Annotated in this window: 27 protein-coding genes; 12 read left to right on the top strand and 15 right to left on the bottom strand. The window is 67.1% G+C overall.

Annotation, left to right across the window (positions count from 1 at the left end):
* Positions 1-106: 106 nt before the first annotated feature.
* Both BM365_RS09725 and BM365_RS09730 read left to right on the top strand, forming a co-directional pair.
* Positions 107-2,803, top strand: a complete 2,697-nt coding sequence (locus tag BM365_RS09725) for a TonB-dependent receptor (RefSeq protein ID WP_093488682.1) — start codon at positions 107-109, stop codon at positions 2,801-2,803.
* A 103-nt stretch (positions 2,804-2,906) separates the two neighbouring features.
* On the top strand, positions 2,907-5,243 hold the full coding sequence (locus tag BM365_RS09730) for a family 20 glycosylhydrolase (protein WP_093488684.1): 2,337 nt from the start codon (positions 2,907-2,909) through the stop codon (positions 5,241-5,243).
* A 50-nt stretch (positions 5,244-5,293) separates the two neighbouring features.
* Here BM365_RS09730 and BM365_RS09735 read toward each other — a convergent pair whose 3' ends face one another.
* Together BM365_RS09735 and BM365_RS09740 are read right to left on the bottom strand one after the other, a co-directional pair.
* A complete protein-coding gene (locus BM365_RS09735; RefSeq protein ID WP_093488686.1) occupies positions 5,294-5,719 on the bottom strand; it encodes a VanZ family protein in 426 nt (141 codons plus the stop codon).
* On the bottom strand, positions 5,707-6,891 hold the full coding sequence (locus BM365_RS09740; protein WP_093488688.1) for a class I SAM-dependent methyltransferase: 1,185 nt from the start codon (positions 6,889-6,891) through the stop codon (positions 5,707-5,709). The genes BM365_RS09735 and BM365_RS09740 overlap by 13 nt, the downstream gene beginning before the upstream one ends.
* 119 nt (positions 6,892-7,010) lie before the next feature.
* Here BM365_RS09740 and BM365_RS09745 point away from each other — a divergent pair, with 119 nt between their 5' ends.
* Both BM365_RS09745 and BM365_RS09750 read left to right on the top strand, forming a co-directional pair.
* The gene (locus BM365_RS09745) at positions 7,011-7,844 is read left to right on the top strand and encodes a proteasome-type protease (protein WP_093488690.1); all 834 of its coding nucleotides are present in this window, start codon (positions 7,011-7,013) and stop codon (positions 7,842-7,844) included.
* Positions 7,845-7,850: 6 nt separating this feature from the next.
* Positions 7,851-8,042 carry a hypothetical protein gene (locus BM365_RS09750; protein ID WP_093488692.1) on the top strand — a complete coding sequence of 64 codons (192 nt, stop codon included), beginning with the start codon at positions 7,851-7,853 and terminating at the stop codon, positions 8,040-8,042.
* A gap of 5 nt (positions 8,043-8,047) precedes the next feature.
* On the opposite strand, the gene BM365_RS09755 is transcribed toward BM365_RS09750, so the two are convergent.
* Both BM365_RS09755 and BM365_RS09760 read right to left on the bottom strand, forming a co-directional pair.
* Positions 8,048-8,989, bottom strand: coding sequence for an alpha-E domain-containing protein (locus BM365_RS09755; protein ID WP_093488694.1), 942 nt, complete (start codon positions 8,987-8,989; stop codon positions 8,048-8,050).
* On the bottom strand, positions 8,989-10,446 hold the full coding sequence (locus BM365_RS09760; RefSeq protein WP_093488696.1) for a circularly permuted type 2 ATP-grasp protein: 1,458 nt from the start codon (positions 10,444-10,446) through the stop codon (positions 8,989-8,991). Before BM365_RS09760 ends, BM365_RS09755 begins: the two co-directional genes overlap by 1 nt.
* A gap of 184 nt (positions 10,447-10,630) precedes the next feature.
* Here BM365_RS09760 and BM365_RS09765 point away from each other — a divergent pair, with 184 nt between their 5' ends.
* Positions 10,631-11,371: a pteridine reductase gene (locus tag BM365_RS09765; RefSeq protein WP_093488698.1), complete on the top strand. Its 741-nt coding sequence runs from the start codon at positions 10,631-10,633 to the stop codon at positions 11,369-11,371.
* Between the two features lie 4 nt (positions 11,372-11,375).
* Here BM365_RS09765 and folK read toward each other — a convergent pair whose 3' ends face one another.
* The 3 genes from folK to tsaD are packed head-to-tail and all read right to left on the bottom strand — an operon-like array spanning position 11,376 to position 13,326.
* Positions 11,376-11,867, bottom strand: a complete 492-nt coding sequence (gene folK, locus BM365_RS09770; RefSeq protein WP_093488700.1) for a 2-amino-4-hydroxy-6-hydroxymethyldihydropteridine diphosphokinase — start codon at positions 11,865-11,867, stop codon at positions 11,376-11,378.
* A gap of 2 nt (positions 11,868-11,869) precedes the next feature.
* The gene (gene folB, locus BM365_RS09775; RefSeq protein WP_093488702.1) at positions 11,870-12,229 is read right to left on the bottom strand and encodes a dihydroneopterin aldolase; all 360 of its coding nucleotides are present in this window, start codon (positions 12,227-12,229) and stop codon (positions 11,870-11,872) included.
* Positions 12,230-12,285: 56 nt separating this feature from the next.
* Positions 12,286-13,326 (bottom strand): tRNA (adenosine(37)-N6)-threonylcarbamoyltransferase complex transferase subunit TsaD, encoded by a 1,041-nt coding sequence (tsaD, locus tag BM365_RS09780; protein ID WP_093488704.1) that lies wholly within the window; start codon positions 13,324-13,326, stop codon positions 12,286-12,288.
* A gap of 135 nt (positions 13,327-13,461) precedes the next feature.
* Here tsaD and rpsU point away from each other — a divergent pair, with 135 nt between their 5' ends.
* The 4 genes from rpsU (at position 13,462) to BM365_RS09800 (ending at position 15,736) form a co-directional block, all read left to right on the top strand.
* The gene (gene rpsU, locus BM365_RS09785) at positions 13,462-13,677 is read left to right on the top strand and encodes a 30S ribosomal protein S21 (RefSeq protein ID WP_002808376.1); all 216 of its coding nucleotides are present in this window, start codon (positions 13,462-13,464) and stop codon (positions 13,675-13,677) included.
* A gap of 109 nt (positions 13,678-13,786) precedes the next feature.
* A complete protein-coding gene (locus BM365_RS09790) occupies positions 13,787-14,248 on the top strand; it encodes a GatB/YqeY domain-containing protein (RefSeq protein ID WP_093488706.1) in 462 nt (153 codons plus the stop codon).
* A 41-nt stretch (positions 14,249-14,289) separates the two neighbouring features.
* On the top strand, positions 14,290-14,784 hold the full coding sequence (locus tag BM365_RS09795; protein WP_093488708.1) for a GNAT family N-acetyltransferase: 495 nt from the start codon (positions 14,290-14,292) through the stop codon (positions 14,782-14,784).
* A gap of 58 nt (positions 14,785-14,842) precedes the next feature.
* Positions 14,843-15,736, top strand: coding sequence for a YihY/virulence factor BrkB family protein (locus BM365_RS09800; protein ID WP_093488710.1), 894 nt, complete (start codon positions 14,843-14,845; stop codon positions 15,734-15,736).
* Positions 15,737-15,739: 3 nt separating this feature from the next.
* On the opposite strand, the gene dld is transcribed toward BM365_RS09800, so the two are convergent.
* Positions 15,740-17,428, bottom strand: a complete 1,689-nt coding sequence (gene dld / locus BM365_RS09805) for a D-lactate dehydrogenase (RefSeq protein ID WP_093489639.1) — start codon at positions 17,426-17,428, stop codon at positions 15,740-15,742.
* A gap of 71 nt (positions 17,429-17,499) precedes the next feature.
* Between dld and dnaG the strand changes: the two genes are divergently transcribed.
* Both dnaG and BM365_RS09815 read left to right on the top strand, forming a co-directional pair.
* Positions 17,500-19,230, top strand: coding sequence for a DNA primase (gene dnaG, locus BM365_RS09810; RefSeq protein ID WP_093488712.1), 1,731 nt, complete (start codon positions 17,500-17,502; stop codon positions 19,228-19,230).
* Positions 19,231-19,242: 12 nt separating this feature from the next.
* Entirely contained in the window at positions 19,243-19,746 is a 504-nt protein-coding gene (locus tag BM365_RS09815; protein WP_093488714.1) for a protein tyrosine phosphatase family protein, read from the top strand.
* 4 nt (positions 19,747-19,750) lie between these two features.
* Here the strand turns inward: BM365_RS09815 and cyoE are convergent, their stop codons facing one another.
* From cyoE to BM365_RS09835, 4 genes are read right to left on the bottom strand one after another with little or no spacing between them, the layout of a single operon-like run.
* Positions 19,751-20,659, bottom strand: coding sequence for a heme o synthase (cyoE, locus tag BM365_RS09820; RefSeq protein WP_093488716.1), 909 nt, complete (start codon positions 20,657-20,659; stop codon positions 19,751-19,753).
* 1 nt (position 20,660) lies between these two features.
* A complete protein-coding gene (locus BM365_RS09825) occupies positions 20,661-21,824 on the bottom strand; it encodes a COX15/CtaA family protein (protein ID WP_093488718.1) in 1,164 nt (387 codons plus the stop codon).
* A 22-nt stretch (positions 21,825-21,846) separates the two neighbouring features.
* Entirely contained in the window at positions 21,847-22,419 is a 573-nt protein-coding gene (locus tag BM365_RS09830; RefSeq protein WP_093488720.1) for a hypothetical protein, read from the bottom strand.
* 26 nt (positions 22,420-22,445) lie between these two features.
* Positions 22,446-23,168: an SURF1 family protein gene (locus BM365_RS09835; RefSeq protein WP_093488722.1), complete on the bottom strand. Its 723-nt coding sequence runs from the start codon at positions 23,166-23,168 to the stop codon at positions 22,446-22,448.
* 102 nt (positions 23,169-23,270) lie between these two features.
* Between BM365_RS09835 and BM365_RS09840 the strand changes: the two genes are divergently transcribed.
* Positions 23,271-23,492, top strand: coding sequence for a twin transmembrane helix small protein (locus BM365_RS09840; protein ID WP_093488724.1), 222 nt, complete (start codon positions 23,271-23,273; stop codon positions 23,490-23,492).
* Between the two features lie 96 nt (positions 23,493-23,588).
* Here BM365_RS09840 and BM365_RS09845 read toward each other — a convergent pair whose 3' ends face one another.
* From BM365_RS09845 to BM365_RS18255, 3 genes are read right to left on the bottom strand one after another with little or no spacing between them, the layout of a single operon-like run.
* The gene (locus BM365_RS09845) at positions 23,589-24,467 is read right to left on the bottom strand and encodes a cytochrome c oxidase subunit 3 (protein WP_093488726.1); all 879 of its coding nucleotides are present in this window, start codon (positions 24,465-24,467) and stop codon (positions 23,589-23,591) included.
* A 27-nt stretch (positions 24,468-24,494) separates the two neighbouring features.
* The gene (locus BM365_RS09850; protein ID WP_093488728.1) at positions 24,495-25,073 is read right to left on the bottom strand and encodes a cytochrome c oxidase assembly protein; all 579 of its coding nucleotides are present in this window, start codon (positions 25,071-25,073) and stop codon (positions 24,495-24,497) included.
* Complete coding sequence (locus BM365_RS18255; RefSeq protein ID WP_255412347.1) at positions 25,070-25,204, bottom strand: hypothetical protein; 135 nt, start codon at positions 25,202-25,204, stop codon at positions 25,070-25,072. The genes BM365_RS09850 and BM365_RS18255 overlap by 4 nt, the downstream gene beginning before the upstream one ends.
* Positions 25,205-25,219 lie beyond the last annotated feature (15 nt).

Raw genomic sequence — 25,219 nt, forward strand, 5'->3', positions numbered from 1 at the left:
CGCCGGGACAGGCGTGGCGTCGATTGCAGTAAAGGCTTCAAGCACGGCGGAGCAAGCGCGAGCAAGACCTGCCGAAACTCAAACAATGAATGATGGGAGAGACATCATGAATTACCGCAGATCCATCCTTTCCGCCGCCATCGTGACCTGTCTGGGTGTGGTGGCGCAGGCGCAGGCGCAGGCGCAGGACGCTCAACCGACCGAAACACAGGCGACCGACCTCGATACCGTGGTGGTCACCGGCATCCGTGGCAGCATCGAGAAGGCGCTCGACGCCAAGCGCGACGCCGCCACGCACGTCGAAGTCGTCACCGCCGAAGACATCGGCAAGCTGCCGGCGAAGAACGTGGCCGACACCTTGCGCCAGCTGCCGGGCGTCAACATCGCCTCGTCCAGCGCGAGCGAAGGCGGCTTCGACGAAGCCGACCGCGTCAGCCTGCGCGGCACCAATCCGAGCCTCACGCAGACCCTGGTCAACGGCCACACCATCGGCACCGGCGACTGGTTCGTGCTCAGCCAGGTGGGCAACGTCGGCCGCAGCGTGAGCTATTCGCTGTATCCGTCCGAGATCGTCGACCGCGTCGTGGTGCACAAGACCTCCGAAGCGAAACTGGTCGAAGGCGGCACCGCCGGTTCGGTGAACATCATCACCCGCCGTCCGCTGCAGTTCGCCGAACCCCTGACGATCCAGGGCTCCATCGGCGCGGTGCACTCCGACCTGCCGGGCGACACCAAGCCGCAGCTCGATGCCCTGTTGAACTGGCGCAACGACGAAGGCACCGCCGGCATGTTGTTCCAGGTGTTCAACGAAGAACGCAGCCTGCGCCGTGATGGCCAGGAAGTGGTGGGCGGCTACGGCACCATCACCTCGACCAATCCCGAACTGAATGGCGTGCTGTACCCCAACCTTCTGGGTGCCGCCTTGTTCGAACAGGTGCGCAAGCGCCAGGGTGGCGTGGCCAATATCGAAGCCAAGGTCACCGACAACCTGACCTTGAACGTCAACGCGTTCTACTCGCGGTTGAAGGCGGACAACTACAACCGCAACTACATGATGTGGGCCAGTCAGTTCGTCAATTCGCAGACGCCGACCAGCTACACCGTCGAGAACGGCGTGCTGACCAGCGCCACCTACGCGCCGGTCACGTCCGGTACGGTCACGCCCTACGGCGTGTACGACATGATCTCCCGCCCGGGCGCGGTCTCGACCTCGAAGTACATCGCGCTCGACGCCGAATGGAATGCCAGCGATGCGCTGAAGTTCGTGTTCCAGCTCGGCTCCACCAAGGGCAACGGCAGCAGCCCCACCCAAGACGTGCTGGAAACCGGCGTCGCCGGCAACGCTGGCGCGAGCTGGAGCATGAATGGCGTGGGCAGCCCGATCGACTGGTCGCTGGGCGGTACCAACACGGCCGCCAACCACCTGCCGCAGAACGGCTGGATCTTCGGCGCGCAGGGCATCGATGTGCTCGACAAGGAAGATTGGGCGTCGGCGGACGGCCAGTTCTTCTTCCAGTCCGACGTGCTGTCCTCGCTGGACTTCGGCTACCGCTTCGCGACGCACGAGCGCAGCAACGACTTCTCGCTCGCCCAGGGCCCGAACTGGGCCAGCAACTGGACCGACATCAACGCCTATCCGGCGGCAGGTGGCGCGTACCCGAGCGATTTCGGCATTGGCGGCAACGTGCCGTCGGGCATCTGGTACTACACGCCTGCACAGCTGGCGGAACTCAATGCCCGCTTCGCCAACCGTAACAATCCCGAGCGCTTCTACTTCTCGGACGTGTACGGCGTAGAGGAAGACATCAACGCGGTGTACGCCCAGTTGAACTTCCAGGGCGATCGCTGGAGCGGTAATGCCGGCCTGCGTTATGTGCAGACGGAAACCGACGTGAGCTACAACCAGGCGCTGGCGGTCAACTCCGGGATCCCCGGTGCGATCACCGGCTCGGCGTTCGGCGACTACCTGCCGGTCGTGGTGAACAACGACTACAACGAGCTGCTGCCCAGCGTGAACTTCAAGTTCGAGCTGACCGACAACCTGGTGGCCCGTGTGTCCGGCAGCAAGACCATGACCCGTCCGGACTTCTCCGCGCTGGCCGGCTCGCTGACGCTCAACGACCTGACCCACGAAGGCAGCGGCGGCAATCCGAACCTCGATCCGCTGGTGTCGACCAACTTCGATGCTTCGATCGAGTGGTACTTCGCTCCGCGCGCCCTGCTCGCCGCCAGCGTGTTCTCGATGGACATGGATGGCTACGTCGATTTCGGCAACGTCATCGTCCAGTACAAGGACCAGCAGGCCAGCCAGGCTGCCGGCACGGACGTCTACAGCGACTACCTGGTGTCGATCCCGGTCAACTCGAACGGCAAGGCCCGCGGCGTGGAGCTGACCTACGAGCAGCCGATCGGCGACAACTTCGGCATCAACGCCAACTACACCTACGTGGATGGCGAGGCCGACGGCGGCAAGCCGCTCAACGGTACCTCCGAGAACACCTACAACCTGTCGGGCTGGTACGAGAACGACCGCTTCAACGCCCGCGTGAACTACAGCTATCGCAGCTCGTTCTACGCCGGCGTCAGCCGCGCCGACAACTTCTACCAGGATGACTTCGCCACGGTGTCGGCCTCGCTGGGCTTCAAGGCCACCGACTGGCTGACGATCAGCCTGGACGGCCTGAACCTCAACAACCCGAAGCTGAAGTACTACACGGAGAACGACGCGGTACCGGGTTACCTGCCGCATGCGTTCTACAGCAACGGCCGCCAGTACTACCTGAACTTCCGCTTCAAGTTCTGATCGCGTCATCGATGTAAGGGAACACTCTCCCTCTGCGGGCCTGGATTTGTCCGGGCCCGCTTTTTTTTGGCACTCTTCCGCTCGTTCGCCCACGAGGATTCCGATGAAACGACCCTTCCTCCGTCGCGCCCTGGCCGGCATGGCCCTCACCCTGCTGGTCCTGGCCGGCTGCGCCAGAACGGGCAGCGATGCCGGCACCGCGTCCGTATCGGCGCCCATCACGCCCGCCCTGATTCCCGCGCCCGCCACGCTGCAGACGGGCGAGGGCCGCTTCGTCATCGATGGCCAGACCCAGGTATTCGCCACGGGCGAACCGGCGACGCGCGTTGCCCGACAGTTCGTCGCCTACCTGACGTCGGCGGGCGGTCCCGCCTTGTCGACCGCGCAGACCGACGGCAAGGGTGTGATCCGCTTCGTGCTGGAAGCGGGCGGCGCGAACGACGCCTCGCCCGAGGCCTATACGCTGGACATCACGCCCGACGGTGCCACGGTGAAGGCACGCGACGAACGTGGCCTGTTCTACGGCGCGGTGACGCTGTGGCAGCTCGCCACCCAGGGCGACAAGGGCGGTGTCACGCTGCCGGCGCTGCATATCGAAGACGCACCGCGCTTCGCCTGGCGCGGCTTCATGCTGGACCCGGCGCGCCACTTCCAGACCGTCGACGACGTCAAGAAGGTCATCGATGCGATGGCCCTGCACAAGCTCAACACGCTGCACTGGCACCTGACCGACGACCAGGGCTGGCGCATCGAGATCAAGCAATACCCGAAGCTCACCGAGATCGGTGGCTGCCGCATTCCCGCCGGCGACGGCGGCAAGGATCCGAAGACCGGCGAACCGCGTCCTTACTGTGGCTTCTACACGCAGGACCAGATCCGCGACGTGGTGAAGTACGCCGCCGAGCGCCACATCACCGTGGTACCCGAGATCAACGTACCGGGCCATGCGACCGCGGCGATCTCCGCCTATCCGGAACTCGGCTCGATCGACACGCCGCTGGTGCCGTCGAACGAGTGGGGCGTGTTCCCCAACCTGGTCAACGTCGAGGAGGGCACGATCACCTTCCTCGAGAACGTGCTGGGCGAAGTGGTGCAGCTGTTCCCGGGCACCTACGTGCACATCGGCGGCGACGAAGCGGTGAAAGACCAGTGGGAGGCCTCCGCGCGTGAGCAAGCTCGGATGCAGGCGGTCGGCGCGAAGACCGAGATGGACCTGCAGGGGTATCTGGTCGAGCGGCTGGAGAAGTACCTCGCCGGACACGGCAAGCGCCTGATCGGCTGGGACGAGATCCTCGAAGCCAAGCTGCCGCCGGAAGCCACGGTGATGTCGTGGCGCGGCATCGAAGGCGGCTTGAAGGCGGCACGCCAGGGTCATGACGTGGTGATGTCGCCGTCGAACAAGACCTATCTCGACTATCTGCAGACCGCCTCACCGAATGAACCGCCGGGGCGCCCCGCGCTGATCACGCTACAGGATGTCTACGCGTTCGAGCCGGTGCCGCCGGAGCTGGAAGAGAGCCAGCGCCACCACATCCTCGGCCTGCAGGCCAATTTGTGGACCGAGCACACGCGTACGTTCGCGCGCCTGCAGCACAACGCATTCCCGCGCCTGGCCGCGGTGGCGGAGACCGGCTGGACGCCGGCGGCGAAGAAGGACTTCGGCGATTTCACGAAACGCCTGCCTGCACAGCTGAAGCGCTATGACGCAATCGGATTGGGCTACGCGAAGACGCCGTTCGAAGCGATGATCGCGACCGAGGACGACCGCAAGGCGGGCACTGTGAAGGTCACGCTGTCGAATCCGCTCGGCTATGCCGTGCACTACACGACGGATGGCAACGAACCGACCTCGTCGTCCAAGGTCTTCGCGGCACCGCTCGATCTGATGACGCCGGTCACCGTGCGTGCGGCGGCCTTCGCCGAGGGCCGCGCACTGGCACCGGCTGCCACGTTCGAGCTGACGCCCGCTGCGCTGCTCACGCGCACCGATGAAGCGATGGCCGTGTGCCCGGATGCCGGCCGCCTGTTGCTGCGCCTGGAAGACGATGGCCCGGCCGATGGCGAGCGCGCGATCTTCAACGCGACGATCTTCTACCCGTGCTGGCAGTGGAACCAGGCCGACCTGGACGGCATCGCATCGATCAAGGTGCGGGCCGGCCGCATCCCGTACTACTTCCAGCTGGCGCACGACGAGCCGCACCGCACGTTCGAACCGGCGAAGTCCCCGCTGGGCGAGCTGGAGATCCTTGGGGGCGGCTGCAAGGGCACGGTGCTGGCGACGGTCCCGCTGCCGGCGGCGCCGAATGCCGACGGCTTCCTGAACCTGGATGCGCCCCTGCCCGCCGGCACCACGGGCAAGCAGGACCTGTGCGTGCGCTTCACCGGCGACACGCGCCCGCAGATGTGGGTGCTGGACCGCATCACCCTGCAGCCGCGCTGAGTCACGGCGTACTCGAAGAAAAAGCCGGGCAGTGCCCGGCTTTTTCTTTCCTATGATGCGCGTCGCGGTCGGAGCCGTGTATCGAACGCCAGCAGCATGCCGCGCAAGGGCGTGAACAACGTCGCCAGACCGGCAAGCACGCCGAGCGTATTGGCCAGGGCGTCGCGCGGATCGGCCATGCGCGTGGTTGTCAGCGCACCCTGGGCGAACTCCAGGCCCACGCCCATCAGGACCAGCAACGCCGCCACCACGATGCACCCACGACGTGAGGCGAACAGCTGCATCGCCGACAACGACAGCAACCCGTAGGCCAGAAAGTGCTCGACCTTGTCGCCCCCTTCCGGCACCGGCGGCAGACGGCTGAGGTTCGCCAGCGACAGCGCCATGACGACGGCGATCGCCAGCAGCCACAGCCACAGCCATAGGCGCGGACGCTGGAATGGACGCAGCGCGAACAGGCCGCTCACAGGCGCCAGCTCAGGTCGTTGAACAGGAACGCGGTACCGAACTCGACGTCGCTCGAGAAGCCCATCACCTGGAAGCGCTCGCCCATCTCGCTGGGCAACGTCAGCCGCTTGGCTTCGTTGCGCAGGCGCAGCAGCGTGGTTTCGTCCGCGCGCTGCTGCGCTTCATCCAGTCGCTCCTGCAAGCCGTTGCCCAGCAGGAAATTTGCCTGCGTGGTGTAGCCGGCCAGATCGAAGCCCGCATTCGTACCGGCCTCGGCCAGCGCAGTGAAATCCACCGACGCCGTGATGTCCTGCAGGCCCGGCCACAGGTACGCGTCGTTGTGCACGCGATGCCGGTAATACGCACGCAACGTGCCGTCGTCGCGATCGGCCTGGTAGAACTCGCGGCGCGGGTAGCCGTAGTCGGCGAACAGCATCGCACCGCGATCCAGGCCCCCCATCACCGCCTGTACCCAGTACGGCAGCTGCGGCAACAGCTCGGACCGGTAGCCGTCCGGGAACGGTTGTCCCAGGTAGCGTTCGACATGGCGCACCGCGGCGGCCAGCAAGGCATCGGCCGGACGATCGGTGCGGACGAAGCGACCCTCGCCGTCCAACGCCACGCCTTCCTCGAATACTTCGCCATCGCGCAGCGTGAAGCGCGGCGTAGGCAACGCATCGACGACTTCGTTGGCGAACAGCACGCCGTTCCAGGTTTCCGACGGCGGCGCATCCAACCATTCGATCAGGTCGAACACCGGCGGAATCAGCCGACGCCCCAACCGTTCACGCTGGCGTTCGCGCAGGTCCGCGCTGGGCTCAAGGATGCCGTAGCGCGCGGGCAGCGCGTCCAGTTCGAGCAACCGCTTGAGCACGATCTCGGCGAACGCGCCGCTGCCGCCACCGATCTCGACGAACTCGGCCTGCGGCCCGATCTGTTGCAGCACCGGTGCCACCGCCTGTGCCACGCAGCTGGCGAACAGCGGGCCCAGTTCCGGCGCGGTGGTGAAATCGCCCGCCTCGCCGAACTTGGTGCTGCCCGCACTGTAGTAGCCCAAACCGGGCGCATAGAGGCTGCGTTCCATGAAGCGCGAGAACGGAATGCTGCCGCCCTCGGCGGCGATCTCGCTGCGGATGAAAGCGGCAAGGCGTTCGCTGTGGGCGCGCGCCTCGTCGTCGGGAAGGGGAAGATCGGCCTGCATGGCGCACCGGGAGCGGAAATCCCGGTCATTGTACGGGCCGTCTAACACTGGGATGGCGGCCCTAGCCAACCCCCGGGGTGGCGCATAGAATCGTGGTGCACAGCAGCAACGGACACGCCATGACCTATTGCGTCGGTATCGAAGTCAACGACGGCCTGGTCTTCGCCGCGGACACCCGCACCAGCGCTTCGTTCGACGACGTGCGCGTGTACCGCAAGATGCACGTGTTCGAATGGCCGGGCGACCGCGTGTTCGTCATCATGTCGGCCGGCAATCTGGCGACCACGCAGCTGACCATCTCGCGGCTGCAGCGCGACGCTGATGACCCCAACGCCAAGCACAGCCTGAAGACGTTCTCGCATCTCTACGAAGTGGCGGAGTATGTCGGCGACACGCTCGTCGCCAGCCAGGTCAAGATGAACGACGAGGCCCAGCAGAGCGGCGTCAACGTGCAGTCCACGCTGATCCTCGGCGGCCAGATCGCCGGCGAGCGCCCGGGTCTGTACATGATCTATCCGCTCGGCAACTGCATTGCGACTTCGCCAGAGACGCCGTACCTGCAGATCGGCGAATCGAAGTACGGCAAGCCGATCCTCGACCGCATCATCCGCCCCGAAACGCCGCTGGAAGACGCGGCGCGCTGCGCGCTGGTGTCGCTGGACTCCACCATCCGCTCCAACCTGTCCGTCGGCATGCCGGTGGACATGGCGCTGCTGCGCAGCGGCGATCTGAAGATCACCCAGAAGATGCGACTGGAAGCCGACACGCCGCTGTACGCCGAGATCCACGACACGTGGTCGCGCAAACTGGAGGCGGCGGTGCACAGCCTGCCCCGTTTCCCGTGGGAGCCGCAGGGCGAGCGCGAGCCCGCTCCCGCCAGCATGCCTGCCATGCCGCCACGCCGCGCACCGTCTCGACAGGATCCGGGCGACGCGCAGGGGCAGCAGCAGTAGCGAGCGATGGCCGCGAGCGACCTGAAGCCCTGGGTCGTCGCGGTGATCGTGTTCTGCGCGGGCCTCGGCCTTACCGTCTTCAGCCTCGCCTGGTGGATACCGCCGCCCTGGCGTGTCGTGGCGGGTATCGCGGGGGTGCTCATCGCGAGCAAGCTCGCCGCCATCTCCGCTGCCGCGTGGCGTACCCGCCACGACTGACGGCTTCAGCCGTGGAAGTACCCTTCCGCGATGGCGTCATGCAACGCGCCCAGATGCACCTGGATCTGATCCATGAACTGCGCGGGATTGCGCGTGGCGAGGACAGCAGGATCGGCGTTGCGGGTCAGGCCGATGACGCGGTTGAGGTGACGATCCACGCTGGGACGCGGCGGCATCGTCGGCAACACGCTCTGCACGCGCGACAGGCAGAAGTGCACGCTGCGCGGGAACTCGTTGTTCTGCAGCAAGAACCGCAGCGCCAGTTCGGCGGTGACGCGCTGGCGCACGTGCCGACGGAACATCTGGTAGCCGGCGAGCGAGCGCAGCACGCTCATCCATTGCATGTTCTGGAACGCCTCGCGGTCGTCCTCGTTGCGCGGCGTCACCAGACCGGATGCGCCGGCATCCATGATGCGCGTGGTCATGTCGGCCTGCTCCAGGCCCGTGCCCAGGCGCAGGAACTGGTACCCGATGTCGCGGCTGACGTTGGCGCTCAACAATCCCGACACCTTGAGGCAGCCGTCGACGATGCGCTGCAGGAATTCCAACCGGTACCGCCGGCTGAGACTGCGTTCGCCCTGCGCAGCGATGTAGAGATGCAGGTCGTTGATCGCCTCCCACACATCCTGCGGCAGCGTATCGCGGATGCTGCGCAGGATCTCGCGGGCCGAATCCACCGAGGTACGCAGTGAGGACGGATTGCGTTCGTCCAGCAGGAGGAAACGGATCACGTCCGCATCACCCGCGGCCTCCGCCGTTGCCGGATAGCACTGCTCGAAGCATTCGCCTGCGCCGACCGTGTCGATCATCGGCCGCCACGCGAAGCGCACGGAACGCGGCATGTCGAGCTGGAGCTGGCTGCCTACGCCCACCAGGCGCGCGGTGTTCTCGGCCCGCCGCACGTAGCGGCTGAACCAGTACAGGTTGTCGGCGACGCGCGACAGCATCAGCCTTCCTCCCCGTCGTCGTCGGACAGGTCCACCACCCACGTGTCCTTGGCGCCGCCGCCCTGCGACGAGTTCACCACCAGCGAGCCCTTGACCATCGCCACGCGCGTCAGGCCGCCGGTAGTCACGTAGGTATCTTGGCGCGACAGCACGAACGGACGCAGGTCGATATGGCGCGGCGACGGCCCCTGCTTGGTGACGATCGGCGCAGTGGACAGCGCCAGCGTCGGCTGCGCCATGTAGTTGCGCGGATTCGCTTCGATCAGCGCCTTGAACTTCTCGCGCTGGCGCTTGGTGGAACGCGGACCGATCAGCATGCCGTAGCCGCCGGACTCGTTGGCCGGTTTCACCACCAGCTTCTCGATGTTCTCCAGCACGTACTTGCGCTCCTTCGCGTTGTGGCAGAGGTAGCTGGGTACGTTCGGCAGAATGGGTTCCTCGTCCAGGTAGTACTTGATCATCTTCGGCACGTAGGCGAAGACCACCTTGTCGTCGGCCACGCCCGCGCCCGGCGCATTCGCCAGCGCCACCTTGCCCGCGCGCCAGCTGCGGATCAGTCCGGGCACGCCGAGCACGGAGTCGGGGTGGAATACTTCGGGATCGATGAAAAGGTCGTCCACGCGCCGGTACACCACGTCCACCCGCTTGGGGCCGTACACGGTGCGCATGTAGGTGCAGTCGTCGTCGGCGACGAACAGGTCGCTGCCTTCGACCAGCTCGATGCCCATCGCCTGGGCCAGGTACGCGTGTTCGAAGTAGGCACTGTTGAACACACCCGGCGTCAGCAGCGCGATCACCGGCGTATCGCCCGGGCGCGGCGACAGCGCGGCGAGCGTGTCGTACAGCTGGCTGGGGTATTCGTCCACCGGCAGGATCGAACTGGTCTCGAACAACTCCGGGAACACGCGTTTGGCCACCATGCGGTTCTCCAGCATGTAGCTCACGCCGGACGGGATGCGCAGGTTGTCTTCCAGCGCGTACAGCGTGCCATCGCCGTCGCGCACCAGGTCCGAGCCGCAGATGTGCGCCCACACGCCGAGCGGCGGCGCGATGCCGACGCACTGCTCGCGGAAGTTCACCGAATCCTTCAGCAGCATCGCCGGGAACACCTTGTCCTTGACGATCTGCTGCTTGCCGTAGATGTCGCCGATGAACAGGTTCAGCGCGCGCATGCGCTGCTTCAGGCCGGCTTCGGTACGTTGCCACTCGCTCAGCGGGATGATGCGCGGGATCAGGTCGAACGGCAGCGTGCGGTCGACGTTACGGCCGTCGGAGTACACGGTGAAGGTGATGCCCTGCACGCGCGCGACCACGTCGGCGGCGAGTTGGCGTTCGGCGATTTCGCGGCCGGAGAGACCGGCCAGGTATTCGACCAGGCGGCGCGCGGCCGGTCGCGGCCGTCCATCGGCCTGGATCAGTTCGTCAAAGGTCGTGGTGCGGTATTTCGCCCAGTCCATTCGCCCTTTCCACTGTCCCCGGCCGGCACATCCGGCGAGGGGTGATGCGTCGCAACATGCACGGTCGGTGTGCGCGCCGTCAAGCATTCGCGCGGCGACATGCTCGACTCACATCCATCGGCATCGCTTTGCGCCATTCCGGTGCAAAGCAGGGACAATGTCGGTCTCTGCACGGGAGCCCGCCATGTCCGCCACGCGTCGCGTCGTCCTGATCACCGGTGCCGCCCGCCGTGTCGGCGCGGCGATCGCGCGCCGCCTGCATGTCGACGGCCACGACCTGGCGCTGCATTACCGCGCGTCGTCCACGGACATGCAGGCGCTGGTGGACGAACTGGAGTCGGCCCGTCCCGGCAGCACGCTGGCACTGCAGGCCGAGCTGGCCGACTTCGATCGCTTGCCCGAGCTCGTCGCAAGGACGGTGGGCCACTACGGCCGCCTCGATGCCTTGGTCAACAATGCATCGGCGTTCTATCCGACGCCCGCCGGCATGGCCACGCCGGCGCAGTGGGACGAACTGTTCGCGGTGAATGCGCGCGCACCGTTCTTCCTCGCGCAGGCGGCGGCGCCGCACTTGAAGGCGGCGCGCGGCGCCATCGTCAACATCGCCGACATCTATGCCGAGCGTCCGCGCGCGGACCTGGCGGTCTACGCCGCTTCGAAGGCCGCACTGCTCGCGATCACGCGCGGACTCGCCGTTTCATTGGGACCCGACGTGCGCGCGAATGCGGTCTCGCCCGGCGCGATCCTGTGGCCCGATGGCGGTATCGACCCGGCGCTGCAGGAGAAGCTGCTCGCGCAGACGCCGCTGGGCCGAATCGGCGAACCCGCCGACATCGCCGCGACGGTCGCCTGGCTGCTGAGCGACGCGGCCAGCTACGTGACCGGGCAAACCCTCCACGTGGATGGCGGCCGCGCCCTGGGTTGAGGCGTCAGGCGGCGTCGATCATCACCGGTTCGGGCGGCGACATACGATCGGGATGCGCTTCCCACAAAGCCTGCAACGTCATGCCGCTGCGCGGATCGACCTTGTCGGGCGCGATGTCCGCCAACGGCAGCAGCACGAACGCATGCTTCAGTTCATCGCGCGGCAGGCGCAGATTGCCCGGGCCCTGCAGCACCAGGTCGTCGTAGAAGACGATGTCGATATCCAGCGTACGGTCGGAGAAGCGTGGCCCACTGCGATCGCGGCCGTGCGCATCCTCGAGCGCATGCAGCCAGTCGTTCAGCGCGAACGGATCGAGGTCGCTGTCGATCACCGCAGCGGCATTGAGGAAATCCGTACCGTCGAAACCCACCGAGCGCGTGCGATACACCGGCGACAGGCGCACGTCACCGAACCGCGCGCGCAAAGCATCGATGGCGACCCGCAGGTGGTGTTCGGGCGCCACATTGCTGCCCAGGCTGAGGTAAGCGAGACCCACGGTCAGTCCGGCCGCGTGCCGCGTTCGATCTGCACGCCGACGTTGCGTGCGCCGGTGACCGCACCGGGCTTGCTGAGCTTGAGCCGCACCCAGGCCACGCCGAACTCGTCGCGGATGATGCCGGCGCAGCGTTCGGCCAGCGTCTCGACCAGCCCGAAGTTCGCTTCTTCGACGAACGAGATCAGTCGCTTGGACACGGCCTTGTAGTCCAGCGTGTGCGCGATGTCGTCGCTGGCGGCCGGCACGCGGTTGTCGAAGGCCATTTCCACGTCCAGCGCCACGGTCTGACGGATGCCGCGCTCCCAGTCGTAGATGCCGATGACGGTCTCGATGCGCAGGTCTTCGATGAAAACGATGTCCATGACAGGCTACAGATGACGGAATGCGCGCATGGTAACGGCAAACCGCGACAGCTCCGTCATCCCGCGCGTGCGGTCACCTGCGGCAACGTGGCCATATCCCAGCGCGGCGTGACCTTCAGCTCCGGCGTTTCGTGCTGGCCCGCCTCGAGCCGCAGCGCGCCGGCGAAGGCGATCATCGCGCCGTTGTCGGTGCACAGCGAAGGACGCGGGAAGCATGCACGGCCGCCGCGCTTGGCGGCGATTTCCTGCAACTTCGCGCGCAGCCGCTTGTTGGCGCCCACGCCGCCGGCGACGACGATGATGTCGCTGCCCGCCGCGTCCAGCGCGCGCTCGCACTTGATCGCCAGCGTATCGACCACGGCATCCTCGAACCCGCGCGCGATGTCGGCGCGCGTCTGCGCCGCCTGGTCGCTGTCGCGCCAGGCCAGCAACACTTGCGTCTTCAGGCCGGAGAAACTGAAGTCCAGCCCGGGACGGTCGGTCATCGGCCGGGCGAACCTGAACCGGCCGGGTGTGCCCTGCTCGGCCAACGCGGCCAACTGGGGGCCGCCGGGGTACGGCAGGCCCATCATCTTGGCGGTCTTGTCGAAGGCCTCGCCCGCCGCGTCGTCCAGGGTTTCGCCGAGCAGGCGGTAGCGGCCGATGGCGTCCACGGCCACCAGCTGGGTGTGTCCGCCGGAGACCAGCAAGGCCACGAACGGCGGCTCGGGCGGGTTGTCTTCCATCAGCGGGGCCAGCAGGTGGCCTTCCATGTGATGGACCGCCACGGCCGGCACGTCCAGCGCCCACGCCAGCGACCGGGCCACACCGGCGCCCACCAGCAGGGCGCCGACCAGCCCCGGGCCGGCCGTGTAGGCCACGCCCTCCAGGTCCCCGGTCTCCAGCCCCGCCTCGGCCAGGGTCTGCCGGATCAGCGGCAGGAGCTTGCGCACGTGATCGCGGCTGGCCAATTCCGGCACCACGCCGCCGTATTCGGCATGCAGCGCGATCTGGCTGTAGACCGCATGGGCCCGCAGGCCGGCGGCGCCGGACAGGCCGGTGTCGTAGACGGCCACGCCGGTTTCGTCGCAGCTGGTTTCGATGCCGAGGACTTTCATGGGAACGATGTGGGGTCCGGGAGGGGGAGGGGCAAGCCTGGCGGCTGGCCGGGGTGGGTTGCAGCGACGGCTCCTGTCGCTATAATACGCGGCTCACCCGGCGTGCCCGGGCCGTTTAGACCACCGAGATTACGTATGCCCAGCGTCAAAGTCCGCGAAAACGAGCCGTTTGAGTTTGCGCTGCGTCGCTTCAAGCGCACCTGCGAAAAGGCCGGCGTCCTGGCCGAAACCCGCAAGCGCGAGTTCTACGAGAAGCCGACCCAGGAACGCAAGCGCAAGGCCGCTGCTGCGGTGAAGCGTCAGCTGCGTCGCAGCTCGCGCGACGTCACCAAGCGCCAGCGCCTGTACTGAGCCGCGTCGCTTCGCAAGAAGCCGGCACGCGCGAGCGTCGCCGGCTTTTTGTGTTTTTGGCGTCCCACGGTTGCCGTGCCACGCCCTCCCCGTTCCCCCGGAGCACACCATGTCCCTGAAACAGCAGCTCACCGATGACATGAAGGCCGCGATGAAGGCCGGCGAGAAGGACCGCCTGGCGGTCATCCGCCTGATCAATGCCGCCATCAAGCAGCGCGAAGTGGACGAGCGTATCGAGCTGGATGACGCCGCCGTGCTGGCCGTGCTGGAAAAGATGGTCAAGCAGCGCAAGGACTCGGTCAGCCAGTTCGAAGCCGCCAACCGCGAGGATCTGGCCGCCATCGAGCGCGCCGAGCTCGTCGTGATCGATACCTACCTGCCGGCCAAGCTGGGTGAAGCCGAGATCCTGGCCGCCATCGAAGCGGCCGTCGCCAGCATCACCCTTGAAAGCGGCGGCGCACCCGGCCCGGCCGACATGGGCAAGCTGATGGGCGTGCTGAAGCCGCGCCTCGCCGGCCAAGCCGACATGGGACAGGTCTCCGCGTTGATCAAGAAAAAGCTGGCGGGCTGAGCCAGACCGCCCCGGGGACGTCTCCATGGCATCCTGACGCCATGGAGACCCCCTCGATCACCCTGCGCTCGGCCACCCGCGCCGACATCCCGCAGATCCTCGATTTCATCCGCGGCCTGGCCGAGTACGAAAAGCTCGCCCACGAGGCCGTCGCCACGCCGGCGCTGCTGGAAGCGCACCTGTTCGGCGCGCGGCCTGCCGCGGAAGTCGTCATCGCCGAGGCCGACGGCATGCCGGCCGGCTTCGCCTTGTTCTTCCACAGCTTCTCGACGTTCCTTGGGCAGCCGGGGCTGTACCTGGAAGATCTCTTCGTCTATCCCCGTTATCGCAGCCTCGGGCTGGGCAAGCGGCTGATGGTGCACCTGGCGCGGCTTGCGCTGGAACGCGGATGCGGGCGCTTCGAATGGTCGGTGCTGGACTGGAACACGCCCGCCATCGACTTCTACCGCCGCCTGGGCGCCACCGGCATGGACGAATGGACCGTGCAGCGCGTCAGCGGCGACGCCTTGCGCGCGTTGGCCGACGCATCCGCGTAAACGTCCTCACCACGCCGCGCTAACGAAGCGCTGACACGCCACGGGCCACCCTCGGCCCATGCACACGCCTGCCCGCCTGCCCGCAATCCGGAAACACCTGCAGCACCTCGGTGCGCGCGCCGAGCGCAGCCTGCCGGTGGCGTTGCTGCGCCGCTTCATCGACACCGACCTGATGACGCAGGCCGCATCGCTCTCGTTCTACGCGCTGCTGTCGCTGGCGCCGTTGCTGATTCTGCTGCTATGGCTGACCGCCTCGCTCTACCCGCCTGCGCAACAGTCGCTGCTGGACCAGATCGCCCAACTCGCAGGCCCCGATGCCGCCGCCGTTGCCGAGACGGTGATCCGCAACGCGGACGCGCGCCCTGACATCGGTTCGCTAGCGGGCCTGTGGAGTACCGGCCTGTTGCTGGTCGGCGCCACCGTCGTGTTCGCCCAGTTGCAGGGTGCGTTGAACCTGATCTTCCGCACCGACGCGCAGCGCCTGAACGGACTGGTGGCGTGGCTGAAGAAGCGGGTGTTCTCGCTGGGCGTGGTGCTGGCGATCGGCTTCCTGCTGATCGTGTCGATGATCGCCACCACGGCGCTGCAGGTGGCCTTCGCACGCCTGCCGTCGTTGCTGCCTGCGCTCGGTTACGGCAGCACCCTACTGCTTTACGCGCTCGCATTCGCCTTCTTCTACCACTACCTGCCGGACCGTCGCGTGGCGTGGTCGCGCGCCTTCCTGGGCGGCGCGATCACGGCCCTGCTGTTCGCCGGCGGACGGTACCTGATCGGTTTCTACCTGGCCGAAGCGGCGCCTGGCAGCGCTTATGGCTCGATGGGTGCATTGGTACTGCTGCTTGTGTGGGTCTACTACGCCAGCGTGGTGTTCTTCGCCGGTGCGCTGATCACGGCGGTGATCGACGAACGCCAACGCGCCCGCACGTTGGCCAGGGCGCAGGCCGCGGCCTGAACATCATTCTCCCCAGTCGGCGCGCTTGCTGGTCTGGCCGATGCCGGGATTGAAGGTGTTGGTGGGGTCCAGCGTGCGATAGAACGCCGCGAGCGCCGGCTTGGCCGGATAGAGATGGCCCACGTTGTGTTCGGCCGGATACTCGGCGCCGCGCGCATCCAGCAACTTCCAGAGCGCATGCTCCACCGCAAGCGGATCCGTTCCCCGCCGCACGATGTAGTCCTGATGGAACACGTGGCAGAAGAAGTGCCCGTAGTAGAGACGCGCGACCATCGTGTCGTCTAGCGTGGCAGGCAGGGCTTCCACCCAGTCGCGGTCGTCGCGGCGAAGGGCGACATCGAGCGCGACGATGTCCTCCACCTCCGTGCGATGCACCTCGCGGTAGCGCACGGCGGCACCGGCCACGGCGAAGCGGTGCAGGAACGCTTTGCGCCCTTCGTCGGTATCGCAGGCGAAGAACGAACCTTCGCGGTCGGCGAAGAAGCGGTCGAGGAAATCGTGCGTGGTGCCTGCGTCCCGTGCCGACACCTTGAGCAGGAGATGATGTTCGTAGCGCGCGCGGAAATCGCGCAGGCGCGGCGGAAGATGATCCGGCAGCCATCCGGAGATGGTCTGCAGCACGCGGTCGGTCAGGCCGCGCAGGCCCCCGCGTTCGCACCAGCCATCGATGCGGCTCTTCAGCGCGAACGCCGCCGGTACGCGATCGGTGCCGAAGCGGTCGATCAGCAGGAACGTGTCCTTGCCATACCGGTCGCCGATGTCGAAGGCATCGCGGTGGATGTACTCGCCGGAGATCGGCAGGCGTTCGGACGCCGTCAGCAGGTGCCGGCGAATGCCGGTGAGATCGTCGGGATCGTTGCTGCCGATGTAGAAGACCGATGCGTCGTCTTTCTCGAACGTATCCAGCCGCACCGCGAACACCGCCAACCGGCCCGCGCAACCGGACGCCTCGTGCAGGCGTGCGGTATCGGCGTTGTAGCGCGCCGGCGTGCCCGCATCGACCTGGCGCACGTGGGCCGCATAGTGCGGGTCGGATGCAGCGCGCGCGGCGTCGTGGACCACGTCCGCCGGCGCATAGTCGCCGGCCTGCAGGCGGGTCAGGATGTCTTCCGGCGTGTCGCCGAGCGCGATGCCCAGGTGGTTGACCAGCCGCAGCACGCCGTCGCCGCCGCGCTGCGCATACAGCGCCAGTTCCGTGTACGCCGGACCGCGACGCACCAGCGCGCCGCCGGAGTTGTTGCACACACCGCCCAACACGGAGGCACCGATGCACGACGAGCCGATCACCGAATGCGGCTCGCGTCCCAGCGGTGCAAGCGCCTTCTCCAGCACGTCCAAGGTCGCGCCCGGCAGGCAGACCACCTGGCGGCCGCCGTCGATCACCTGCACGCCGGCTAGCCGCTGCGTGCTGACCAGCACGATGCCGCGGTCGTAGCCGTCGCCATCCGGCGTGGAGCCACCGGTGAGCCCCGTATTCGCCGCCTGCATCAGGACGATGCGGCCCGCCTGCACGGCGGCTTCCAGCACGCGCCACAGCGCGAGCAACGTGCCGGGGCGCACCACGGCCAGCACCGGGCCGTCGCCGAAGCGGTAGCCCTTGCGGTAGCGGCGCGTCGCCCGCGCGCCGGTCAGTACGTGCGCCGCGCCCACGGCCTCGCGCAGGCGGGCCAGCAGGGCTTCGTCGGACGGCATCGTCGCAGGCATGGCCGCATGGTAGCGCGCGATCCCGGCGACCCGGCCGGGCGTGGCATCCTATGCGACCCATGGCCCGCATCCCCGACGCCTTCATCGACGAACTGCTCGCCCGGACGGATATCGTCGAGGTGGTGGGCGCGCGCGTCCCGCTGAAGCGCCAGGGCAAGGAATACTCGGCCTGCTGCCCGTTCCACGACGAGCGCTCGCCGTCGTTCACGGTCTCGCCGACCAAGCAGTTCTACCACTGCTTCGGCTGCGGCGCACACGGCACGGCCCTGTCGTTCCTGATGAACTACGACCGCCTAGAGTTTCTCGACGCGGTGGAAGAGCTGGCGCGCCGCAACGGCATGGAAGTGCCGCGCGAGACCCAGCAGCGCAACGAGAACAACGACACCCGCGACCTGTTCAATGCGCTGGAAGCGGCCGCACGCTTCTTCCAGCGCAATCTGGAGGGCAGCGACAAGGCGAAGTCCTATCTCGACGGCCGCGGCGTGGATGCGGCGATCCGCACGCAGTTCATGATCGGCTATGCACCGGATGGCTACTCGGCATTGAAGGATGCGCTGGGCACCGACGAGCGCCGGATGAAGTTGCTCGATCGCGCCGGTCTGTTTTCGAAGAACGACCGCGGCCACGTCTACGACAAGTTCCGCGACCGGGTGATGTTCCCGATCCACGACCGGCGCGGCCGCGTGATCGCCTTCGGCGGTCGCGTGCTCCAGAAGGACGACGGCCCCAAATACCTCAACTCGCCCGAGACCGCGCTGTTCCACAAGGGCCGCGAACTGTACGGCTTGTGGCAGGTGAAGCAGGCCAACCAGAAGATCGCGCGCCTGGTGGTGGTCGAGGGCTACATGGACGTGGTCTCGCTGTTCCAGTTCGGTGTGAAGGAAGCCGTCGCCACGCTGGGCACGGCGACCACGCCGGAACACGCCGAGCTGCTGTTCCGCAATGCGCCCGACGTGTACTTCTGCTTCGACGGCGACGCCGCGGGCCAGCGTGCCGCGTGGCGCGCACTGGAATCGGTGTTGCCGCGCATGAAGGACGGGCGCCAGGCGTTCTTCCTGTTCCTACCCGATGGCGAGGATCCCGACACCATCGTGCGGCAGGAAGGCGCGACCGGCTTCGATGCGCGCCTGCAGCAGGCGATGCCATTGTCGGAGTTCTTTTTCCAGGAACTGGGCAAGGACATCAAACTCTCCACGCTCGACGGCAAGGCCCGCCTGGCCGAGCGCGCGCGCCCGCTGCTGGCGCAGATTCCCGATGGCGCTTTCGGCGACCTGATGCGGCAGCAGCTGACCGTGGTGACCGGCGTGGGCGCTGGCAACGCCGCCAGTCCTGCACCAACCGCGCCAACGCGTCGCCCGCCTGCCACGAGCCCGGGCCAGAAACCCAGCCTTGTCCGTCACATCATCGTGCGCCTGCTGCACAAGCCAGCGCTCGCGCTGGCGATCGAATCCACGCATGGCTTCTCCGCACTGCGCCTGCCCGGCATGGACCTGCTGCTGGAACTGATCGCGCTGGTCCACGCGCGTCCCGATATCACCACCGGTGTGTTGCTGGAGCATTTCGCCGAACGGGATGAAGCAGCCGCTTTGCAGAAGCTGGCGATGCAGGATCTTCCCGGCGACGAGGAAAGCTGGCGGCTCGAACTGCTCGACGCCGCGGTGCAGCTGGAAAAGCAGATGCTGCAGCAGCGCCTGGACGAACTGCAGGCCAAGCAGCGCAACGTCGGGCTAGACGAAGCCGACAAGTACGAACTGCGCACCCTGTTGCAGGCCCGCATCGGTCGCCATTGAGAGGAGCGTCGCATGAGCCGTCTGGTCCGTTTGCTGTCCGCTTTCCTGCTGTGCGCATGCATCACAACCGCCCTGGCAGGCGAGTTCACCCAGCCACGTCCCGGCCTGCATACCGGCGGGCAGCCGACCCTCGACGAGCTGAAGCGACTCAAGGACGACGGCGTGCGTACCGTGATCGACCTGCGCGGCCCGCAGGAAGACCGCGGCTATGACGAGGCGCGCGAAGTCGAAGCGCTGGGCATGAGCTACATTGCGCTGCCGATCAGCGGCAAAGAAGACATCAACGCGGAAAAGGCCCAGGCACTGCACGCCTTGCTGCAAGGCCGCGAGGGCGAAGTACTGCTGCATTGTGCGTCCGGCAATCGTGTCGGCGCGTTGCTCGCGCTGGGCGCCGCGCAGCGGGATGGCCTGTCCGCGGATGAAGCCCTGGCCCTGGGTCGTTCCGCCGGGCTGAAATCGCTGGAACCGGTGGTGGTGGAGCAGCTCGCCACGCCTGTCCCGACGGAGTCGAAATAAGGCGTTAGACCATCGCCGGCCGCAGCAGCGGCATCACCCAGTGGTCGGCGAGCAGGAACGCGAACAGCGCCATCAGGTAGACGATGGAATAGTTGAACACGCGCATGGCGAAGAACTCGTCGGGCGGGTTCAACAGGCGCCACGCGTACCAGAGGAACACCGAACCCAGCACCAGCGCGCCACCCAGGTAGAAGAAACCGCTCATGCCGAACACCACCGGCAACACGGTCACTTCCACCAGCAGCACGGTGTAGAACAGGATCTGCCAACGCGTGTACGTCACGCCGTGCGTCACCGGCAGCATCGGCACCAGCGCACGCGCGTAGTCCTCGCGACGGAAGATCGCCAGCGCCCAGAAGTGCGGTGGTGTCCATACGAAGATGATCAGCACCAGCAGCAGCGCATGCGGCCAGTCCCACTCGCCCTGCATGCCGGTCATCGTGGCCCAGCCCAGCAGCGGCGGCGCCGCGCCGGCGATGCCGCCGATGACGATGTTCTGCGGCGTCGCGCGCTTCAGGAACACCGTGTACACCACGGCGTAACCGATCAGCGACGCGAACGTCAGTATCGCCGTGATCGTGTTGACCCACAGCACGAGGATCGCCATCGACAACGCCGCCAGCACCAGCGCGAAGACCAGTGCCTGCCACGGCTTCACCTGGCCCTGCACCAGCGGGCGCCACGACGTGCGCGCCATCTTGGCGTCGATGCGCGTGTCCAACAGCTGGTTGATCGCCGCGGCGCTGGAAGCCGCCAACCAGATGCCGAGGAAGCCGAGCGCCCCACGCAGTAGCTGCGCGCCATCGGGCAGACCATCGATCGCAAGGAACATGCCGACGATCGCGGTGAACACGATCAGCGCCACCACGCGCGGCTTGGTCAGGTCCCAGTACTGGCGGTAAGTGGAGGCCATGTCAGTCGGGCCTGCGCAGGCGGGCGACCAGCGACACCATCGTGAACAACAGCAGCACCGCGCCGGCGTTGTGTGCGACCGCGACCGGCAGCGGCAGGTTGAGCTTCACGTTGAGGATGCCCAGCGTGACCTGCGCGCACACCAGCACCGCCAGCGTCAGCGACCAGCTGCGCATGCCCGGCGTGCGGAACAGGCGCAGTGCCAACGCCAGTACATAGAGCGCGACGATCACCGCCATGACGCGGTGGGTCAGCTGGATGGCGATGCGCGAGGCGCCATCGAGCACGCCGCCTTCGTAGTCCACCCCGATCCCGCGCCACAGCACGAAGCCTTCGCGGAAATCCGCCGGCGGCGCCCACTGGCCGACGCACTTCGGGAAATCCAGGCCGCAGGCCAGCGCGGCGTAGTTGGCGCTCACCCAACCGCCCAGCGCGATCTGCACGCCGAGCAGCACCAGGCCGCCGATCAGCCAGCGGCGCAGCACCGTGCTGTCCGCCAGGGTGATCGGGCGATCGGTGGCGCGCCAGGCCATCCATACCAGCAGCGAGAACGTGGTCAGGCCGCCGAGCAGGTGGCCCATCACGACGATGGGTTTCAACAGCCACGTCACCGTCCACATGCCGAGCAACGCCTGGAAGATGATCACCGCCAGCGTCAGCGTCGCCGCGCGCGCCAGATCGATGTTTGACCAGCGCAGGGCCGCGAACAGCAGGATCGCTTCCCCCAGGATCGCCAGCGCGGATGCCGCGCCGTGTTCGCCATGCATGTACAACGGAATCGCGGCACCTACGAGACCTGCAGCCACCAGGATCTGCGCGATGCCCCAGCGCCGGCGACGCGCGGCCAGCAGCGCGAGCACCAGCACGAGCACGCCGAGCGATGCGGCGAGATGGCGGTGAACCTGTTCACGCCATGCCTTGTGGGTTTCGAACGGACGGATCTCGCTGGCCACGTGCGAGGCCGCTTCATCGACCGCCTTCGGCCATGCCGCGCGGCCGTAGCAGGTCGGCCAGTCGGGGCAGCTCAGGCCGGCGTCGGACAGGCGCACGAAGGCGCCGAACACGACGACGCACAGCGTCAGTGCCACCGCCAACCAGGCGATGCGATGGAAGTGTCTGTAGATCACGGGGCGCGCGATCTCGGGACGGTCGTTGGAAGTCATCATGGTCAGGGAGCGTGCGTGCGGCTCAGATCAGCTTGAGCAGCTTGGAAACGTCGGTGCGCAGGTGGCCGGGATCGAAGCCCGGCGCGTAGCGCAGGATCACGAAGCCGTGCGGATCGATCACGTAGACCGGCACGCCGGCCGGATCGTCCACCTGCGGCAACGCGGCGCGCAGCGGATCGTCGGCGCGGACAACGCGCAGCGCCGAGTGGCGCGGCGCGCCGTCGGGATACGCGCCGATCCAGAGAATGTCGACGTCGTCGGCGTTGTGGCCGAACAACTGCCAGACCTTGTCGAGGTCGTTCGCCAGCGTCAGGCACGCCTGTGCGCAACTGGCGGGAGGTGCGACGACGATGCGCCAGCCGCGCTCGGCGGGGTTCCAGTCGTAGCGGCTGCCGTCGGCCAGCACCGGCACGATGGCGCGCGCGTCGGCGGGTGGCTGCAGCATCTGGCCATGGTTCTTGTGCCCGGCCGGCTGCCAGCCGGCGAAGCGCAGCACGCCGGCGCCGAACACGGTGCCGAAGAACAGGGCGAACAGGCCGACCAGCATCCAGCGCCCGCGGCGCCGCTGGGCGGGATCGAACGAATTGGAGTCCATGCCGTTATTTTCTCACGCCACGCCGCTCAATGCCCCTGCCGGGCGGCACGCCGGGACCGCCAGGTCAGCACCAGCGCGGTGATGAACACGGCAGCGGCCAGTCCGAACCACTGCACGGCGTAGCCGATGTGGCGCTCCGGCGGCAACGTGTTGGGCAGGATGTCGAGGTCGCGGGCGTAGCCCAGCGGCCGGTCCGGGTCCAGCTTCAGCACGCGCGGTGCCAACGCCGGCAGCCGCAGGGCCTCCTTCAATGCATCCCGCTGCAACGCGATCACCAGCAGGCTGCCGTCGGGTTGGGCGCTCGGCGCAGCGTGGGCGATGCCTTCCGAAGGCGGCGGCACCAGCAGGCCGGCGACGTGCAGGTCGTTCGGTGGCAGCGGAATCTCCGGCATCCGGCGGTCGCCCGGGATCGGCAGCCATCCCAGTTCGACCAACACCGGTGCGCCGCCGCCCGCCGGCAGGAAGACACGGTACGCACGCACCCCGGCCTGGCGGTCACGGGTCTGGTTGTCGAGCAGGATGGCGGGACGTGGCGCGAAGCGGCCCTCGCCCTCGGTCCAGTCGTAGCGGTCCGCGCGCCCCTCGTCCGCGGCGATGGCCAGCGGCTGCGGCTGGCGCTCGGCCAGCACGCGCGCGGTTTCGGCCAGCATGGCGTGCTTCTGGTCCGCCCGTCCCAGCTGCCAGGCGCCCAGGCTGCCGAACAGCGACATCGCCAGCACGGCCAGGGTCCAGCCGATCGGGAGCGGCATGCGCCGGCTCACGGGCTGCGTCCGAATGTCGCACCCACCACGGGCCCACCGCGGCGGAGCGATAATGCGTACCTCACCGCTGCGGCACCTCTCGAGGACGCCATGAACGATTCGCTGAAAACCCTGCTGATCATCGCCTTCCTCATCGTCATCGTGTGGAACCTCGGCGCGGGCCTGTACTACATGCTGGTGGACAAGAGCGACAGCAAGCGCACGGTCAACGCGCTGACCCGCCGTATCGCCCTGTCCGTCGGACTGATCCTGCTGGTGATCCTGGCCATCAAGATGGGCTGGATCCAGCCGCACGGCGTCAATCCCGGCTGAGCACGCATTGTCCCGCGCGCCACCGGCGGCGCCAACCAAGAAGAAAAGAAAAAGGGCCGGCAATGCCGGCCCTTTCTTCGTTCGGCTCGCCCGCGCTTACAGCACGTAGACGAACAGGAACAGGCCCAGCCAGACCACGTCCACGAAGTGCCAGTACCACGCGACGGCTTCGAAACCGAAATGGTTGTCCTTGCTGAAGTGACCCTTCGCGCAACGGAACCAGATGATCGCCAGCATGATGGTGCCCAGCGTCACGTGCATGCCGTGGAAGCCGGTCAGCATGAAGAACGTCGAACCGTAGATGCCGGAGCCCAGCGTCAGGTTCAGTTCTTTGTAGGCGTGGACGTACTCTTCGGCCTGGTAGAACAGGAACGTGCAGCCCAGCAGCACGGTGGCGCCCAGCCAGATCAGCAACTGCTTGCGGTTGCCGGCCTTCAGCGCATGGTGCGCGATGGTGATGGTCACGCCCGAGGTCAGCAGGATCAGCGTATTGATCAGCGGCAGGCCCCAGGCCGGGATGGTCTGGAACTGGCCACCGACCTGGCCCGGGCCGGCGCTCGGCCACGCGGCCGAGAAGCCTTCCCACAGCAGGCTGTTGGTCATGACGCCGTCGCCTTCGCCACCCAGCCACGGCAACGCGAGCGTGCGGGCATAGAACAGGGCGCCGAAGAAGGCCGCGAAGAACATCACTTCCGAGAAGATGAACCACACCATGCCCATGCGGAACGACACATCCACCTGGCGGTTGTAGTGGCCGCTGACCGACTCGCGGATCACGTCGCCGAACCACATGAACAGCGTGGCGCACAGCATCACGACGCCGGCGTAGAACGCCCACATGCCCCAGGCGGAATCATTGAGCCAGTTGGCCACGCCCACCATGGTGACGAACATGGCGATGGAACCCACGAACGGCCACTTGGAGCTGTGCGGCACGAAGTAGATGTTGGCGTCTGGCGAATGGGTTTGTCCCATGGCGTGGCTTCCGGTTGCTAAGCGTGATCAGGGTGCCGCGAGCGGCGAGGGCGATGCGTTGCCCGTGCCGATCTGCGCGGTCAGTGCATCGTTCTTGAAGAAGGTATACGACAGGGTGATCGTCTTCACTTCCGCCGGCAGGTCCGGGTCCACGATGAAGCGGACCGGCATGTCGCGGCTTTCGCCGGCCTGCAGGGTCTGGGCGGTGAAGCAGAAACACTCGGTCTTGGTGAAGAAGCCCGACGCGCGCGCCGGCGCCACGGACGGCACCGCGCTGCCCACGATCGGGCGCTCGCTGTCGTTGCGGGCGAAATACTTGGCTTCGTACAGCTCGCCGGGCACGACCTGCATGGTCAGCTGCTCGGGGTGGAAAGCCCACGGCAGCTTGGAGTTCACGCCGCCGTCGAACTGCACGGTGACCGTGCGCTTGGCCTTGGCGGCGGCGACCGCCGCGGCCTGGCCCGGGCCCTGCTCCAGGCGGATGCCGAACACCTTCTCGCAGGCGATGCGGTACAGCGGCACCAGCGAGAAGGTCAGCACGAACACGGCCACGGCCACGCCCACCAGCTTGAACAGCCCCGCCGAATTGGACTTCGCGGCGGTCATGCGCTGAGCACCGCGCGGGCGATGAACGCCACGAAGATCGCGAGCGCGATCCCGCCAATCACCCACGCGGTCCGCAGCACCGCCTTGCGGCGGCGCGCGAGTTCCTCGGGAGTCAGCGCGGGGGCGTTCATGCGGTACGGCTCAAC

Source organism: Pseudoxanthomonas sp. YR558 (genome assembly GCF_900116385.1).
In the GTDB taxonomy this organism is placed as follows: domain Bacteria; phylum Pseudomonadota; class Gammaproteobacteria; order Xanthomonadales; family Xanthomonadaceae; genus Pseudoxanthomonas_A.